General features: G+C 70.1%; 12 protein-coding genes and 1 pseudogene. 6 read left to right on the top strand and 7 right to left on the bottom strand.

Annotation, left to right across the window (positions count from 1 at the left end):
- Positions 1–4: 4 nt before the first annotated feature.
- On the bottom strand, positions 5–1,273 hold the full coding sequence (locus tag DVS28_RS23190) for a DUF445 domain-containing protein (protein WP_114593576.1): 1,269 nt from the start codon (positions 1,271–1,273) through the stop codon (positions 5–7).
- A 145-nt stretch (positions 1,274–1,418) separates the two neighbouring features.
- On the opposite strand from DVS28_RS23190, the gene DVS28_RS23185 reads away from it, so the two are divergent.
- Positions 1,419–2,066, top strand: coding sequence for a class I SAM-dependent methyltransferase (locus DVS28_RS23185; RefSeq protein ID WP_164710929.1), 648 nt, complete (start codon positions 1,419–1,421; stop codon positions 2,064–2,066).
- Positions 2,067–2,153: 87 nt separating this feature from the next.
- Here DVS28_RS23185 and DVS28_RS23180 read toward each other — a convergent pair whose 3' ends face one another.
- Positions 2,154–2,549 (bottom strand): DUF2721 domain-containing protein, encoded by a 396-nt coding sequence (locus DVS28_RS23180; protein WP_114593575.1) that lies wholly within the window; start codon positions 2,547–2,549, stop codon positions 2,154–2,156.
- A gap of 63 nt (positions 2,550–2,612) precedes the next feature.
- Complete coding sequence (locus tag DVS28_RS23175; protein ID WP_114593574.1) at positions 2,613–3,560, bottom strand: lysylphosphatidylglycerol synthase domain-containing protein; 948 nt, start codon at positions 3,558–3,560, stop codon at positions 2,613–2,615.
- 243 nt (positions 3,561–3,803) lie between these two features.
- Here DVS28_RS23175 and DVS28_RS23170 point away from each other — a divergent pair, with 243 nt between their 5' ends.
- From DVS28_RS23170 to DVS28_RS23150, 5 genes are all read left to right on the top strand, one after another.
- Entirely contained in the window at positions 3,804–4,907 is a 1,104-nt protein-coding gene (locus DVS28_RS23170; RefSeq protein WP_216826241.1) for a DUF5995 family protein, read from the top strand.
- Positions 4,908–4,946: 39 nt separating this feature from the next.
- Positions 4,947–5,690 carry a class F sortase gene (locus tag DVS28_RS23165; protein WP_164710927.1) on the top strand — a complete coding sequence of 248 codons (744 nt, stop codon included), beginning with the start codon at positions 4,947–4,949 and terminating at the stop codon, positions 5,688–5,690.
- Between the two features lie 149 nt (positions 5,691–5,839).
- Positions 5,840–9,028 (top strand): esterase-like activity of phytase family protein, encoded by a 3,189-nt coding sequence (locus DVS28_RS30045; RefSeq protein WP_164710926.1) that lies wholly within the window; start codon positions 5,840–5,842, stop codon positions 9,026–9,028.
- A 55-nt stretch (positions 9,029–9,083) separates the two neighbouring features.
- A complete protein-coding gene (locus tag DVS28_RS23155; RefSeq protein ID WP_114593570.1) occupies positions 9,084–11,099 on the top strand; it encodes a PhoX family protein in 2,016 nt (671 codons plus the stop codon).
- Positions 11,100–11,342: 243 nt separating this feature from the next.
- Positions 11,343–12,521 (top strand): IS30 family transposase, encoded by a 1,179-nt coding sequence (locus DVS28_RS23150; protein WP_216826240.1) that lies wholly within the window; start codon positions 11,343–11,345, stop codon positions 12,519–12,521.
- 275 nt (positions 12,522–12,796) lie between these two features.
- Here DVS28_RS23150 and DVS28_RS30040 read toward each other — a convergent pair.
- From DVS28_RS30040 to DVS28_RS23130, 4 genes and pseudogenes are all read right to left on the bottom strand, one after another.
- A pseudogene (locus tag DVS28_RS30040) lies at positions 12,797–13,798 on the bottom strand (MFS transporter); the annotation flags it as partial.
- The gene (locus DVS28_RS23140) at positions 13,795–14,373 is read right to left on the bottom strand and encodes a winged helix-turn-helix domain-containing protein (RefSeq protein WP_216826239.1); all 579 of its coding nucleotides are present in this window, start codon (positions 14,371–14,373) and stop codon (positions 13,795–13,797) included. The pseudogene DVS28_RS30040 and the gene DVS28_RS23140, both read right to left, overlap by 4 nt.
- Positions 14,374–14,456: 83 nt before the next feature.
- Positions 14,457–14,885, bottom strand: a complete 429-nt coding sequence (locus DVS28_RS23135; RefSeq protein WP_114593567.1) for an HIT family protein — start codon at positions 14,883–14,885, stop codon at positions 14,457–14,459.
- A 65-nt stretch (positions 14,886–14,950) separates the two neighbouring features.
- Positions 14,951–15,190, bottom strand: coding sequence for a hypothetical protein (locus DVS28_RS23130; protein ID WP_114593566.1), 240 nt, complete (start codon positions 15,188–15,190; stop codon positions 14,951–14,953).
- Between the last annotated feature and the right edge of the window lie 49 nt (positions 15,191–15,239).

The following is a 15,239-nucleotide window of genomic DNA, read 5'->3' as shown; positions in this document are numbered from 1 at the left end:
GGCCTCAGACCAGGGTGAAGGCGGTCTGCAGGACGCCTGCGGCGAAGCCGAGGACGGCGCCGATGAACATCAGCATCCACTCGTCCTCCTCCACCGCGGTGCGCAGCAGCTCGGCGAAGTCGTGGGGTGGCAGCGCCTTCATGCGTTCGGTCAGCAGGTCCTCCAGCTCCTTGGCCTGGCTGGCGTTGAACTCGGGATCGGACAGTGGCACCAGTGTGTAGTCCAGCGCCTCGGTCGCCATCGACTCCTTGATGGCGTCGTACTGGGCCGGCCCCACCGCCAGGCGGACCGCTCGTCGGAGGGGGCCGACGGCACCGTCGATCGCCGGCCTCAGCGCCGAGGCGATCATGGCCTTCGTGCGGTCCGAGCGCCGGCCGGTCATGAACTCCTGCCCGATGTTCTGCAGGTTCACGACCTCCGTGGCGATCAGCTTGGCGTACTGCCGCGACACCTCCGGCTGGCGACGCATGAACAGGCCGTGGAGGGTGATCGGGCCATACTTCGTGGGGACGATCGGCAGGAAGATCTGCTTGATGGCGATGAAGTTGGTCAGGTAGCCGACGATGATCCCGGCGATCGGCAGCACCCACCACTGCTGCACGGCGCTGAAGACGAAGATCGAGGGGATGCCGAGCGCGAAGCCGTAGTAGGCGCCGGCGTTGATGACGAACTTGAGCTCCTTCTCGCCGACCTCGAGGAAGATCGCGTTGGCCAGCTCCGGGTGCGCCTCGATGTGGCGGATGACCATCAGCTTGATGTCGAGGATCTGGTCGATGTTGGCGCCGATCTCCTCGGTCACCCGGTGCACGATGGCCGGCAGCTGCGCCTGGACCCGCTCGTGGACCATCTCCCGGACCGCCGACGGGGCGTCGCGCCACAGCCGGCCGTACTCGCGGTCGATCAGCCGTTCGACCAGCTCGCGGATGTCGGCGCGCGAGGTGGTGAGGATGTGCTCGGCGATCCGTTCGGGGTTGAGCTTCTCGTAGAACTCGCCCGGCGAACCCAGCTTGGACACGCCCGTGTCGACCGCGATCGACCCCATCTTGGCGGCGCGGGACGGGATGACCCCCTGCCAGCCGACCTGTCCCGTCAGGACCCCCGGGATGGACTGCAGCTTGCGCGGCAGCAGCCGCCCGAGTGGGGCGATGCCCGGGATGGTGAACCCGACGAACTGCACCGGGTAGAAGAGCATCTTGATGCCCACGTAGTTCGTGACGTAGCCGATGATCCCCGAGATCAAGGGGATGCTCAGCAGCTTGGCGTCGAAGGGCACGTCTCGCTCGGGACTGTTGGGGCCAGGGTGGACGGATCGTACGCGACGGGTCGCGTCGGGGACCGATCAGGGTGGGTCCCCCGGCGCGGTGTGGCTGAACGGCCGGCCAACGGAGTCCTCGCGGACGGTCGCGTACCGTTGTGGGGTGAGCACCAGCACCCCTGCGCCCGAGACGCCCGACATCGTCATCGGCAACCACCACAACAAGTACGGCGGCGGCAACCCGCTGATCCAGTACCTCACCAAGCGTTTCCTCGCGGCGCTCGACGAGCTGCTCGACGGCGTCGCGGCCGAGGGACCGATCACCCGTGTGCTCGAGGTCGGCTGCGGCGAGGGCGAGATCGCCGATCGCCTGCGCGCCCGCTTCCCCGAGGCGACGGTGACCGCGCTGGACCTGCCCGACGCCGGGCTGCGCCAGGACTGGCAGGGCCGCGATCACCAGGTCGGGTTCCTCCACGGCGACGCCCACGGCCTGCCGTTCGCCGACAACACCTTCGACCTGGTCCTGGCGGTGGAGGTGTGCGAGCACCTGACCGACCCGGATGCGGGTTTGAGGGAGATGGCTCGCGTGTCGGGGCGCCACCTCGTGCTCAGCGTCCCCCGCGAGCCGTTGTTCCGCATGGGCAACTTCTTCACCGGCCGCCACGTCAAGGACTTCGGCAACACCCCGGGGCACCTCAACCACTGGGGCTCGCCGGCGTTCCTGCGCTTCGTGTCGCAGGTCGGCGCGGTCGCCGACATCCGCCAGCCCCTCCCCTGGACGGCCCTCCGCGCACGCGTCGACGCCATCTGACTGCGCCGCCCTCCGGGGGCTTCCCGCGGATCGTGCCGGTACCCACGTGGAGGTGGGTCGGGCCCCGATCGCGCCAGTAGCCGTGGATCAGGGCTGGGTCGTCCGGTCGCGGAAGGCCTGGATCTCGACCTCGATCGCGTGGGTCGACCGCTGGACCTCCAGCAGCGAGCACACCAGTGACGCGACGAGCAGGCCCAGGCTGATGCCGAAGGCCCAGTGGCCGGCCGTCCGGGAGCCCAGGAACAGGAACAACATCGAGAGGGAGCAGCAGATGAAGCTGGCCACGCCCAGCCCCTGCATCCACTTGATGATGCGGAGCCGACCGCCCAGGTTGTCGATCTGTCGGGCGACGAGGTCCGGCGGTGCATCCGGCATCGCCGCCAGCTGGCGGATGACGTTGGTCAGCACGACGAACCGACTGGTGTAGGCCAGCAGCAACAACGAGATGGCGGGGAACAGCAACGCCGGGGTGGTCAGGTCCATGGCCACCGATGTTCTCGTGGCCGTCCACCCCTGCCGGTCAGGAGGCCCCGTCAGGAGGTTCGCTCAGGAGACCCGGTCGGTCACCCGACGCCGACCGATCCACGCGGCGGCGAGCGCCCACGCGCCGTCGGCCAGGGTGAGCACCAGGCGGCTGAGCAGCACGACGGTCAGCGCCGTGTCCGCCGCGGTGACCGTGTCCAGCGCCGCGACCAGCACGACCTCGCGCGCGCCCGCCCCCGCCGGAGCGATCAGGAACACGAACCCGGCCGACCACGCCGCCGCGAAGGCGCCGATGGCCACCAGCACCGGCCCGATCCCCGGGGCGGAGAACTCGAACGCGTCGACGAGCCAGTGGATGTGCAGCCCGTACAGCACCCACATGACGACGGCCCACGCGACGGCGATGGCCATGTCGCGGCCGTCGGGGCGAGCCGGCAGGGGGGTCCGCCTTGCCTTGGTCAGCAGCCAGTCGATGACCGTCGTCAACGGTCCCGGCAGCAGCAGCACGAGGACGAGCAGGCCCAGCGGCGCCGTCCACACCGGCAGCTGACCGGTCACCGCCATCGTCGGCACGCCGAGCGCCACGCCGGTGACCAGGTGCACCCACATGAAGAGGGTCTGTCCTGCCACGGCGCTGCGGCGCGGCACCCCGTGGTCGCGACCCAGCTCGGCCTGGGCCAGCACCGGCCACAGGCTGCCCGGCAGGTACTTGCCGATCTGGGCGAGGAAGAACACCCGGACGGCCGGGCGCAGGGTCAACGACGACCCGAGGCCGTGCAGCATGCGACGCCACACCAGGCCGCTGACCCCGACCCCCAGCAGGCCGGCGACGATCGACGCGGTCAGCGGCACCGGGTCGGTCAGGGCCAGCTGGTCGCCGATCTCCTCCCGGCGTGCCACGACCGCCACCACGAACGCCGCCACGACCACGACCAGATACAGGACACGGACGGCACCACGCCAGCCGCCGGGGCGGCGTGCAGCGGAGGACGGCTCGGGGGAATCGGACACGGCTGCCTACTGTGGCAGACCCCGCTGCGCCGGCACGCATCCGCCGGAGCCCTCAGCTCCAGCGGTCACCGGCCGACCCGGGAGAGGCGCCCGACCTGCCGGGTGTCCGAGCACCCACGTCTGCAGCAGGCGATGACTAGTTCGGATGTCCCTCGAGGATGGCCCCTTCTCGTCATTGAACGCTGTGTGACCGACCCGTCACGCTGTACGCAGACGGGGAACACAGCGAGTAAGGGGACAGTGATGCGGCGTAGCCAACGCGTGACGATGGCCTTGGTGGTGGCGCTGATGCTGCCGCTCGTGCCCGGTACCGCGTCGGCGGCGACCCCACCCCTCCTCAACTGGGGTGAGCTCGTGCCCGGGTTCACCCCCGGGATCGACACGTCCAGCGCCAACGAGTGCACCAACGGCAGCCACCGCTGTGTGGAGTCGATCATCCGCAAGATGAACCGCGACCTGCGCAAGCTGGCCCGCACCTGCGACCACAACGCCATCTTCCAGCTGGGGTACACCCGCACCACGGAGGCCTACTACGAGTCCTCGCAGATCCCGGGCTTCTACGACGATGTCCCCTGGATGCACCACTACGATTCGGTGTTCGCCAGCTACTACACCCAGCCGCAGCAGGACTGGACGAAGGGCAACGTCAGCGATGTGGCCCCGGCCTGGCGCGAGGCGTTCTCCGCCGCCGATGGCCAGGAGCTGCCGGCTGTCGGCAACTTCCTCATGGGCATGAACGCCCACATCAACCGTGACCTCCCGTTCGTGATCGCCGACATCGGCCTCACCGACGAGGACGGGAACTCCCGCAAGCCCGATCACGAACGCGTCAACGAGTTCCTCAACAACGTCGCCGACGACATGGGCCCCGAGATCGTCGCTCGGTTCGACCCCACCTTCGACACCAACTCCAGCGACGACCTCCTGACCGGCTTCACCGTCGCGCAGGTGATCCAGGAGTGGCGCGAACGGGCATGGCACAACGCGACCCTGATGACCTACGGCGACCCGCTGATCGCCGAGCTGGTGCGTCAGGGAATCGAGCGCGGGTCGACGTTGCTGGCCGCGATGATCCGCGACGGCATGGCCTATGACGACGACGCCGATCGGGATGCCCGCAACGCCCACTGCGCCGAACACGGCCAGGACTACGACGGCTTCGACGGCACCTACTTCGACGACGACGAGTTCAGCCTCGTGATGCTCGAGATGGACGAGCCGGACGCCCCGGACGTCCTCGGCATCAGCACCCTGCCGTTGCCCACGCTGAGCCTGTCGGCCCTGCGCCTGCTCGGCATCAACGTCAGCGTCGACATCCGCTACGGAGTCTCCGTCACCCTGCGCTGACCCGGCGCCGCCCCGTCCGGGAGGAGTAGCGTGGCCGCCGTGGCCGACACGGCGGGCCCCGTCCCGACCCGACCCGGTCGCATCCGGCTCCTGGGTGCGGCCGCGTTGCTGCTGGCCGGTGCGATGAGCGTGGCCGCCGGCGTGCACGGTGCCGAACCACCACGCGCGGCCGGACCGGGTGGCGCGGTCACCTCACCCGACATCGCCCGCGTCGAGGCCCCACCCCTGCCCCTTCTGGACGGACTCGGGCTGGCCGGCCGGGGCCCGGCCGTCGGCCCAGCGGCGGACGACGTCCCCATGCCGCGGCCGGCGCCCGACTGGGGGCCGCCGATCAACGACGGGCAGGTGGCCGACCCCGTGGGGATCCGCATCCCCGCCATCGGGGTCGATGCGCAGGTCGTGGCGCTCGGGGTGGACGAGGCCGGTGCCCTCGAGGTCCCCACCGACTTCGCCACCACCGGCTGGTGGCAGGGTGGGGCCGAACCCGGGGAGCGCGGCGCCGCGGTCGTGGTCGGCCACGTCGACTCCTTCGAGGGGCCGGCGGTGTTCTTCGACCTCGGTCGGGTCGACCGCGGGGACCGGATCATCATCGACCGGGCCGACGGCACCTCGGCCGTCTTCGCGGTTCGCAGCTCGATGGCGCCCAGCAAGGAACGGTTCCCGACCGAGGCGGTCTACGGGCCGACCAACCGTCCCGAGCTGCGGTTGATCACCTGCCACGGCGACCTCGTCGACGGCAGCTACGACCACAACCTGATCATCTTCGCCGACTTCCTGGCGTGACCGGCTGACGCGCGAGTTCACCCACTGATCGGCGCGCGTTCATCCACCGCTATCCAGCGTTCTCATCGCACGGGCTATGAACCGGGGACCGCGGGCAGGCGTGCCTGCCCCCATGTCGTCAGAACCCCGATCAGAAGGCCGTGCACAAGATGCCAATCCGACTCCGAATCCTCGCGATCCTCGCGATCGCTGCGCTGGGGCTGTCGTTGCTGCCGAGCGCAGTGGCCACCGCGCAGGGCGTTGCCGACCTCGACGGTGGCTCCCCCGTCGCCGATGCCATCGCCCTGAGCCAGTACGCCTACCCCGACGGTGCCACCGACGTCGCGCTGGCCCGAGACGACGAGTCCGCTGACGCGTTGTCCTCCGGCTTCGCCCAGGGCGTCATCGACGGTCCGCTGCTGCTGACCGCAACCGGATCGCTCGACGCGGCCACCGAGTCGGAGATCGACCGCCTCGGCGCGACCACCGTGCACGTCTTCGGTGGCGTCGACGCGGTGTCGCAGGCCGTCGAGGACGCGTTGACCGCGCAGGGCCTGACCGTCGTCCGCTACGAGGGCGCGACCCGCCTCGAGACGGCGCTGGACACCTACGCCGAGCTCGGCGCCAGCGCCACCACGGCGGTGCTTGCCCGTGCCTTCGGGGTGGAGGGCAACCCCACCGCACAGTTCGCCGACTCCATCGCCGGTGGCGCGCTGGCCTCGGCCCTGGGTCACCCGGTGTTGCTGACCGAGACCGGCATGCTGTCGGACTCGACCAAGGCCGCCATCGAGGCCAGCCCGATCGACACGATCCTCGTGCTGGGCGGGACCGCCGCGATCAGCGACGCGACCGTCGCCGACCTGCGCGGCCTGGGTGTCGCCGTCACCCGCCTCGAGGGCCCGGAGCGGACCACCACCGCTTCGGCCATCGCCGGGTACCTCGCGAACGCTCCCGGCACCGACGTCACGACCGTCGTCCTCGTCGACGGCTTCGACGAGTTCGGCTGGGCCAGCGGGTTCGCCGCAGCCGGCGCGGCAGCCGACGGGGACACCGTCGTCCTGCTCGTCAACGGCGACATGGTCCCCGAGGCCACGCGGGCCTGGCTGGACGCCAACCCCGCCGCCGGCGTCGTCTGTGGCCCGAACGTCTCCGACATCGCCTGCGCCGCCGCCGGTGGCGAGGGGCGCCGCTACTTCACCCACACCGCCACCTACGACGTGACCGCCAACGGCAACGTCTCCGCAGAGATCATCGACTACTGGGCCGGCGGCGACATGCTGGTCTTCACCGACTCGCCCAACGAGTCGCTGGGCATGATCGACATCGCCACCCCTGCGGCCCCCACCGGCGGCGGCACGATCGACCTGGGCGGCGAGCCGACCAGCGTGGCGATCCTCGGCGACCTGGCCCTCGTCGGGGTCAACACCAGCCCCGACTTCGTCAACCCCTCCGGTGAGCTGCGGGTCATCGACCTGACCGACGCCACCACCGTCGCCACCATCGACCTGGGCGGCCAGCCCGACTCGGTCGCGATCTCCCCCGACGGCACGTACGCCGCGATCGCCATCGAGAACGAGCGCGACGAGGACGCCAACGACGGCCTGATCCCGCAGGCCCCCGGCGGCAAGCTCGTCGTCGTCGACACCAGCGACGACGACCCGACCGCCTGGACGGCCACCGACGTCGACCTGACCGGCCTGGCCGACGTCGCCCCCAGCGACCCCGAGGTCGAGTACGTCGACATCAACGACGACAACGTGGCTGCGGTCTCCATGCAGGAGAACAACCACTTCGCCATCGTCGACCTGCCCACCGGCACGGTGACCGAGGACTTCTCCATGGGTGAGGTCACCCTCGAGGACGTCGACGCCACGGAAGAGGCGATCGGACCACAGGAGAGCGGCGACCTGCAGCCGACCGAGACCATCACGCGTCGTCGTGAGGCCGACGCCGTCAGCTGGATCGACGACGACTCCTTCGCCTCGGCCAACGAGGGCGACTACGCCGACGCCGACGGCGTCGAGGGCGGCAGCCGCAGTTGGACGATCTTCAACATCGACGGCACCGTGGAGTACGAGGCCGGCAACAGCCTCGAGCACCAGCTGATCGCCGCCGGCCACTACCCCGAGGCCCGTTCCGCCAACAAGGGCGTCGAGCCCGAGGGTGCGGAGACCGGGACCTACGACGACACCACCCACGTCTTCATCGGTGCCGAGCGGGCCAACGCCGTCGGGGTCTACACCCTGGACGACGCAGGTGCCGTCACGCCCCTGCAGACGCTCCCCACCGGCATCGGCCCCGAGGGCCTCAAGGCCATCCCCGACGAGGGCCTGTTCGTCGTCGCCGCCGAGACCAACCTGGCGGCAGAAGAAGAAGAGGTCGGCCTGCCCACCTCCATCGTCACCATCTACACCCACGGGGCGTCCGCGCCCACCTACCCGATGCTGACCAGCACCGAGGTGGACGGGGTCCCCACGCCCTGGACGGCCATGTCCGGCCTCGCCGGATCCGCCGAGGGCGACATGCTCCACGGCGTCAGCGACTCCATCCTGGGGGTCGGCTACATCTACCCGATCGACGCCTCCGGTGACGCCGGCCTGATCACCGGGCGCATCCCGGTGACGGGTGCCTCGTTCAACCTCGACCTCGAGGGCATCGCGATCGCACCCGAGGGCGGCTTCTGGCTGGCGTCGGAGGGTCGCTACACCGACGACGGCGAGGAGCGACCCAACGCCCTCGTGCTGACCGACGCCACCGGTGCGGTCCAGGCCGAGTACGACCTGCCTGCCGCCCTCGTCGAACAGGCCACCTCCAGCGGGTTCGAGGGCGTCGCCATCGGCACCGACGAGTCCGGCTCCACGGAGTACGTCTACGCCGTCGTCCAGCGCGAGTGGGCCGACGACGAGGACAACACCGTGAAGATCGCCCGCCTCGACCCGACCGACGGCACCTGGGCGTTCGCGACCTACGAGAAGGCCGAGCCCGAGTCCGCCAACGGTGGCTGGGTCGGACTGTCGGAGATCACCGCCCTGTCCGACGGCACCTTCGCCATCGTCGAGCGGGACAACCAGCTGGGTGGCTTCGCGGCCATCAAGCGAGTCACCACCGTCGACCTGGCCGCCGCGACCTTCGTGGCGTACGGCCAGCCGCTGCAGGCGGTCCCCGTCACCCCGGCGCTGGACCTGCTGGACGAGCTCGAGGACGCCTCGATCGTGACCCCCGACAAGCTCGAGGGCCTCGGCATCACCGGCAACGGCCACGTGTGGATCGCCACCGACAACGACGGCCTCGACGACGCCATCGGCCAGACCCTCTTCATGGACCTGGGCACCGAGGACACCGTCTTCGGCCAGGGCTGACCTGCCACCTGCCACGCACGCACACCCCCACCATCCAGGAGACACGAGCTACGCCATGACGCACTCCACCCGCCGCCAGGCCCTGCCCCTCTTCGGCAGCTGGCACTCCGGCACCTTCAGCAAGTGCACCAGCAAGTGCAACGACGAATGCCACACGGCGCCGTCCAACCCCCGCGCCGCGGCGGTCGACGACTTCGGTGCGGTCGCTGCCCGCATGATCTCGCGGCGCAACATCCTCAAGGGCGGTGCCCTCGCCGGCATGGTCCTGGCCACCGCCAGCCTCGACGGCCTCGCCACCGAACGCGTTGCCATGGCGCAGGACGGCACGCAGATCGGCTTCACGCCGATCTCGGCGTCCAGCGCCGACAGCGTCGTCGTGCCCGAGGGCTACAGCTGGAACACCTTCCTGCGCTGGGGTGACCCCATCATCAAGGGCACCCCCGGCCTCACCACCGACTACTCCAACCTGACCGTGGAGCAGCAGGAGGGCGCGTTCGGCTACAACAACGACTTCGTCGCCTTCGTGCCGGCCACGCGGGGTGGGACCGAGTCCGACGAGGGCCTGCTGGTGGTCAACCACGAGTACACCCAGGGCGAGCTGATGTTCGCCTCCTACGACCCGGACAACCCCACCGAGGTCCAGGTCAACATCGAGATCGCCGCCCACGGCGCCTCGGTCGTCGAGGTCTACCGGGAGGGCGGGGCCATGTACTACCGCCGCGGCGGTGCGCTGAACCGGCGCATCACCGGCACCACGCCGATGACCATGACCGGCCCGGCCGCTGGCCACGCCAAGCTCCGGACCAGCACCGACCCGTCGGGCACCGAGGTCATGGGCACGTTCAACAACTGCGCGGGTGGCAAGACCCCGTGGGGCACGATCCTGACCGCCGAGGAGAACTTCAACCAGTACTTCGGCCTGCCCGACGGTGCCGCGGCGCCGGCCGAGGACGACCCCGTGCGTGTCGACCACGACCGCTACGGCGTGGCCTACGAGGCGTCGGGTCGCAAGTGGGAGCGGTTCGTCGACCGCTTCGACCTGTCCAAGGAGCCCAACGAGCCCTACCGCCACGGGTGGATCGTCGAGATCGACCCCTACGACCCCGACTTCGTGCCGCGCAAGCACACGGCGCTGGGGCGCTTCAAGCACGAGGGTGCCGAGACCACCGTCGCCCCCGACGGCCGCCTGGTCGCCTACCTCGGTGACGACGAGCGGTTCGACTACCTCTACAAGTACGTGTCCAACGGCACCTACTCCCCCGACAACACGTTGGAGGAGAACATGGCGCTGCTGGACGACGGCACGCTGTACGTCGCGACGTTCAGCGACGACCAGACCGGTCAGTGGATCCCGCTCGTGCACGGCCAGAACGGCCTGACCGCCGAGAACGGGTTCGCCGACCAGGGCGACGTGCTGATCCGCGCACGCGCTGCCGGCGACACCGTCGGGGCAACCCCGATGGACCGTCCCGAGGACGTCCAGCCGGACCCGAACCGTCCCGGGTACGTCTACGTGGCCTGCACCAACAACACCCGTCGCACCGAGGAAGTCGGCGTCAACGCCGCCAACCCGCGGCTGGACAACCAGTGGGGCCACGTCATCGAGCTGGTCGAGGCCGGCAACGACGTCGGTGCGACCACCTTCAGCTGGGACTTCCTGCTGCTCTGCGGTGACCCCGAGGACGACTCGACCTTCTTCGGTGGGTACGACAAGTCCCAGGTCTCGCCGATCTCGGCCCCCGACAACCTGGCGTTCACGCCCTCCGGGGACCTGCTGGTGGCCACCGACGGCCAGCCCGGTGGGCTGGAGCTCAACGACGCCTTCCACTGGGTGCCGTTGACCGGGTCCGAGCGCGGCCACGTGCAGCAGTTCCTGTCGGTGCCGGTCGGTGCCGAGGCCTGCGGTCCGGAGTTCACCCCCGACGGCCAGACCCTGTTCTGCGCGGTCCAGCACCCCGGTGACGGCGGCACGCTGGCCGCACCCATCAGCCAGTTCCCCGATCCCGGCCGCGGCGCCCGCCCGGCCATGATCTCGATCTGGAAGACCGGCGGCGGCGTCGTCGGCTCCTAGCCCACCACGCGTTCACGCCCGGGCCGCCTCCCTCGTGGGGCGGCCCGTCGCGTCCCCGCGGTGTGTCGTCTGGCCGGCCGGTGGTGCCGGTGTGACGACAAGGTTCGAGACCGTGTTGTCTGGCCGGCAGGGGGTGCGGCTGAGGCGACAAGGTCGTGGGGGTGTGTCGGCTGGGTCGTCATGGGTTCGGGCAGCCTCAAGACTTCGTTGCAACACGACACTTCGAGGTGGAGGCGGTAGGTCATGGTGATGTCGAGGGCCAAGGGTGAGAAGCGGTGGCTGCGGTTGCCTGATGAGGTGCGGGCGGAGGTGATCCGTCGGGCACGAGCCGGTCAGGGCCGCCGGCAGATCCTTGAGGAGGTCGACATCTCCGTGGGCAGCTTCCTCAACGTGCTCAAGCCGTTCGGTGGGGTGTTGCGGGCAGAGCTTGCGACTGATCCCTCACCGCACCGGTTGTCGCTTGATGATCGGGTGGAGATCCGGTTGGGGATCGGTCGGGGCGAGACCTATCAGGCCATCGCCGATCGGGTCGGCCGGCACAAGTCCTCGGTGTGGCGCGAGGTGGACCGCAACGGTGGCCGTGAGGCCTACCGGCCGATGCTTGCCCACAAGCGTGCCCACGAGCAGGCACGGCGGGCCAAGCCGACCAAGCTCGCCAGCTGCGCGGAGCTGGCCGGCCTCGTCGAGCACGGCCTGCGCAGACTGTGGTCGCCCCAGCAGATCGCGGCAGATCTCAAGGAGCGGTTCGGCGACGATGAGTCGATGACGGTGTCACACGAGACGATCTACAAGTCGCTGTACGTCCAGGGGCGGGGCGAGCTGCGACGCGAGCTGACGTCGTGCCTGCGGACCGGTCGGGCCAAGCGGGTCCCCTCCGGTCGGTCTCCCCGGCCACGCATGCACGACATGGTGATGATCAGCGAGCGGCCCGCGGAGGTGGAGGACCGTGCCGTGCCCGGTCACTGGGAGGGCGACCTGATCATCGGCAAGGACGGCAAGTCCGCGGTGGGCACCCTTGTGGAGCGCTCCACGCGCTACGTGATGCTGATGCACCTCGATGGCGACCGGACCGCCGCGACGGTGCGCGATGCCATGACCACCGCGATCACCGGGCTGCCCGAGCACCTGCGGCGGTCCATCACCTGGGACCAGGGCATCGAGATGGCCGAGCACGTCCAGTTCACCATCGACACCGACGTGCCCGTCTACTTCTGCGACCCCCACTCGCCCTGGCAACGCGGTTCCAACGAGAACACCAACGGGTTGCTGCGCCAGTACATGCCCAAGGGCACCGACCTGTCAGTCCACACCCCAGCGGACCTCAACGACTTCGCCGAGAGCCTCAACACCCGCCCCCGACAAACCCTCGGCTGGAAGACCCCAGCCGCCCAACTCGCCCAACTTGTTGCACCCACCGGTTGACAACAAGGCGGGTGTGGCGACAAGGGAGGGGAGGGGTGGGCCGCCTGAACGGGCCGGGTGAGGAGGTAGAGGGGGCCGGCGGCGGCGATGACCGCGGCGCCGGCCAGACCCGCGACGGTGAGGGTGGTGGCGTCGGCCAGGACACCCAGGCCGATTCCGCCGATGGTGCCCCCCAAGCTGGCCGTCAAGGAGTTGACGCTGACCAGGGTCGCGCGGTTCTCGGGCGCGGTGATCGCGCGGTGCAGCAGGCCCTGGTGCACGGGGTTGGCCGCGCCGTGCATGGCCATGGTCGCCACGAAGCCAACGACGATCAACGCCGCCGTCCCCGCCGTTCCGATCACGACCACGCCGCCAGCCAGCAGGCCCAGCAACATCGGGCCAGCGTGGCGAGGCCGCAGACGCCGGGTCAGGAGCGGCACCAACGCCGCGCCTCCCGCCGCCGCGGCCCACCCGACCGCGTTGGATGGACCCAAGTAGACCGCTGCCGCGTCGGTGTCGCCCAACACCTGCTCCAGGCGCGCCGGGGTGAACACCTCGAAGGCGATCATGCCGCACCCCCACAGCAGCTCGACCGCGAACAACGCCCGGAGGGCGACCGACGCCCGGACGTCGATGGCGGCGGTCCGGATCACCCGTGGCACGTCTCGGACGGCCGCGCGCAGGTCGAACAGGTGGCCGGCCCGTTCGGGCTCGTCCATCAGCCGCAGGATGGCGACCAGGTCGAGACCGCGCAGGAGGAGTGCGGCCACCACCGGGCCGAGCAGGGGATCGAGTCCGGGGAACGGCGCGGCGGCGACGAGCACTGACGACAGGACCGCACCGCCCGCGATCGCCAGACCGAGGACAACCCCGGCGGTGGACAGGCCGCGTTCGAGGTCGGCGTCGGGGTCGAGCGCCTGGGAGCGGTCCACGAACCACGCGTCAAGCGGCCCGGACTCCAACGCCCGGTAGACGCCCTGCAGGACCCACACGCCGAGCAGCAACGGCACGGTGTCGGCCACGATGAACAGGCCAACGGCCAGCAGCTCGACCGCGCCGGCGATCAGCAGCACCCGCCGCCGCCCGAGCGTGTCGGCCAACCCGCCGGTCGGCAGCTCCAGGGCCATGATCGCGATGCCCTGACCGGCTGTGACGAGGCCGATCTGTCCCAGCGTCAGTCCGCGGTCCAGCATGACGAGGACGAAGACGGGAATGAGCAGCCCGGTCGGCAGCCAGCGGGTGGCCCGCAGGAGGAGGAATCGACGGCGGATGTCCGCCGCCTCGACGTGGCCGGTCACAGCCGGACCTCCCGCACCGGAAAGGCGTCGAGCAGCACGAGGACCTGCTGGACGTCCCCCTCCTCCGCCGGCCCCTCGACGCGATACCGCTCGATGACGGCCGCCAGCTCGTCGTTCATCGCCCGCGTCTGCGCGGGGGTCAGCTCGAGCGCGTAGTCGCTGACGTCGCTGGCCCGCACCCATTCCTCGGTCCAGCCCTGCCGACCGGTGAGCCAGTCCTCCCTGCAGCGGGTCGTCAGCTGCAGGTTGTGGGCCATCAGCCAGTCCACCGCCGCCCGGTCATCGGGGTCCTCGCGGAAGTCGGCCTCGCTGAACGACGACATCTGGTGGGCGGCGGCCCACCACCGCTCACGGGCCGTGCCCAGGTCCTCGACCTCGCGGACCAGGCCGACCTCGGCCAGCTCCCGCAGGTGGTAGCTGGTGGCGCCGGTGTTGGTGCCCAACCGTCTGGCCAGCTTGGCCGACGTGGCGGGGCCGTCCAGGCGCAGCGCGCCCAGCAGCCGGCTCCGGAGGGGGTGGGCAAGACAGCGCAGCTTGTCGCTGTCAAGGGTGACGCGGTCGTCCATGTCGGCCATCGTGACACAGTGCAGAGAAAGTGTGCAAAGGAATTGTGTATAGGTGGCACCGGGGCGTCACGGTCGGCCGAACGCTGGTGGGTTCAGGCCAGCGCGTCGCGCAGTGTGTGCAGGACCTCGAGGCGGTGCGCCTCGTCGCGATAGCCCTTGCGAGGCCAGAAGAAGCCCTTGAGCCCGTCGCCCTTCGTGCGGGGAACCACGTGCACGTGCAGGTGCGGGACGGACTGGCTGACGATGTTGTTGTTCGCGACGAACGCACCTTGGGCGCCGAGCGTCGTCTGCATGGCCGTCACCGCCCGCTGGGCGACGCCGAACAGCGGCGCGAGCTGTTCCGGCGGCAGCTGGTCGAGGGTGACGACGTGCTGGCGCGGCACGATCAGCAGGTGGCCGGGAAAGAGCGGCCGGATGTCGAGGAACGCCACGACATCGGACTCGTCGACAACCAGCGTCTCCTCACCGGCGGTGCCGTTGCCGCCGGCGATGACCTCGCAGAACACACATGGTTTCGCCATCGCCGATCAGGCTAGGGGTCGGGTCGGCCGGGTCCCAGACGGAACGGGGCCCTGGCTGACCGTGCCTAGACCGGGCCGAGGTCCTGTCCGGCCAGTGCCGGTCGGACGCCCGACACCGCCTGGCAGCCAGGGCAGAGCTTGCCCATGTCGACGTTCTCGTGGTGCACGAGGTGCATGCGGCCGGTCAGGCCACAGTCGGTGGTGCCGTCGGCCTCGGTCACGGTCAGGTTCTCCACCTGCGACGCCGAGGCGTGATGGATCAGCGAGCGGTTCTCGTCCAGCCAGACACGAATCTTCGGTTCCATGCCCTTTCGACTACCCCGAGGCCGCGGCCGGCAACCCTCGCTCCTGCCA

Source organism: Euzebya pacifica, from assembly GCF_003344865.1.
GTDB lineage: Bacteria > Actinomycetota > Nitriliruptoria > Euzebyales > Euzebyaceae > Euzebya > Euzebya pacifica.
Note: the sequence above shows the minus strand (reverse complement) of the source record. Positions and strands in the feature narration are given on the sequence as shown.

Bases quoted from the DNA above. Each gene is read 5' to 3' on its own strand.
- DVS28_RS23150 (WP_216826240.1), top strand. From the start codon at position 11,343: ATGGTGATGTCGAGGGCCAAGGGTGAGAAGCGGTGGCTGCGGTTGCCT.
- DVS28_RS23170 (WP_216826241.1), top strand. From the start codon at position 3,804: ATGCGGCGTAGCCAACGCGTGACGATGGCCTTGGTGGTGGCGCTGATG.
- DVS28_RS23180 (WP_114593575.1), bottom strand. From the start codon at position 2,549: ATGGACCTGACCACCCCGGCGTTGCTGTTCCCCGCCATCTCGTTGTTG.
- DVS28_RS23140 (WP_216826239.1), bottom strand. From the start codon at position 14,373: ATGGCCGACATGGACGACCGCGTCACCCTTGACAGCGACAAGCTGCGC.
- DVS28_RS23135 (WP_114593567.1), bottom strand. From the start codon at position 14,885: ATGGCGAAACCATGTGTGTTCTGCGAGGTCATCGCCGGCGGCAACGGC.
- DVS28_RS23130 (WP_114593566.1), bottom strand. From the start codon at position 15,190: ATGGAACCGAAGATTCGTGTCTGGCTGGACGAGAACCGCTCGCTGATC.
- DVS28_RS30045 (WP_164710926.1), top strand. From the start codon at position 5,840: ATGCCAATCCGACTCCGAATCCTCGCGATCCTCGCGATCGCTGCGCTG.
- DVS28_RS23155 (WP_114593570.1), top strand. From the start codon at position 9,084: ATGACGCACTCCACCCGCCGCCAGGCCCTGCCCCTCTTCGGCAGCTGG.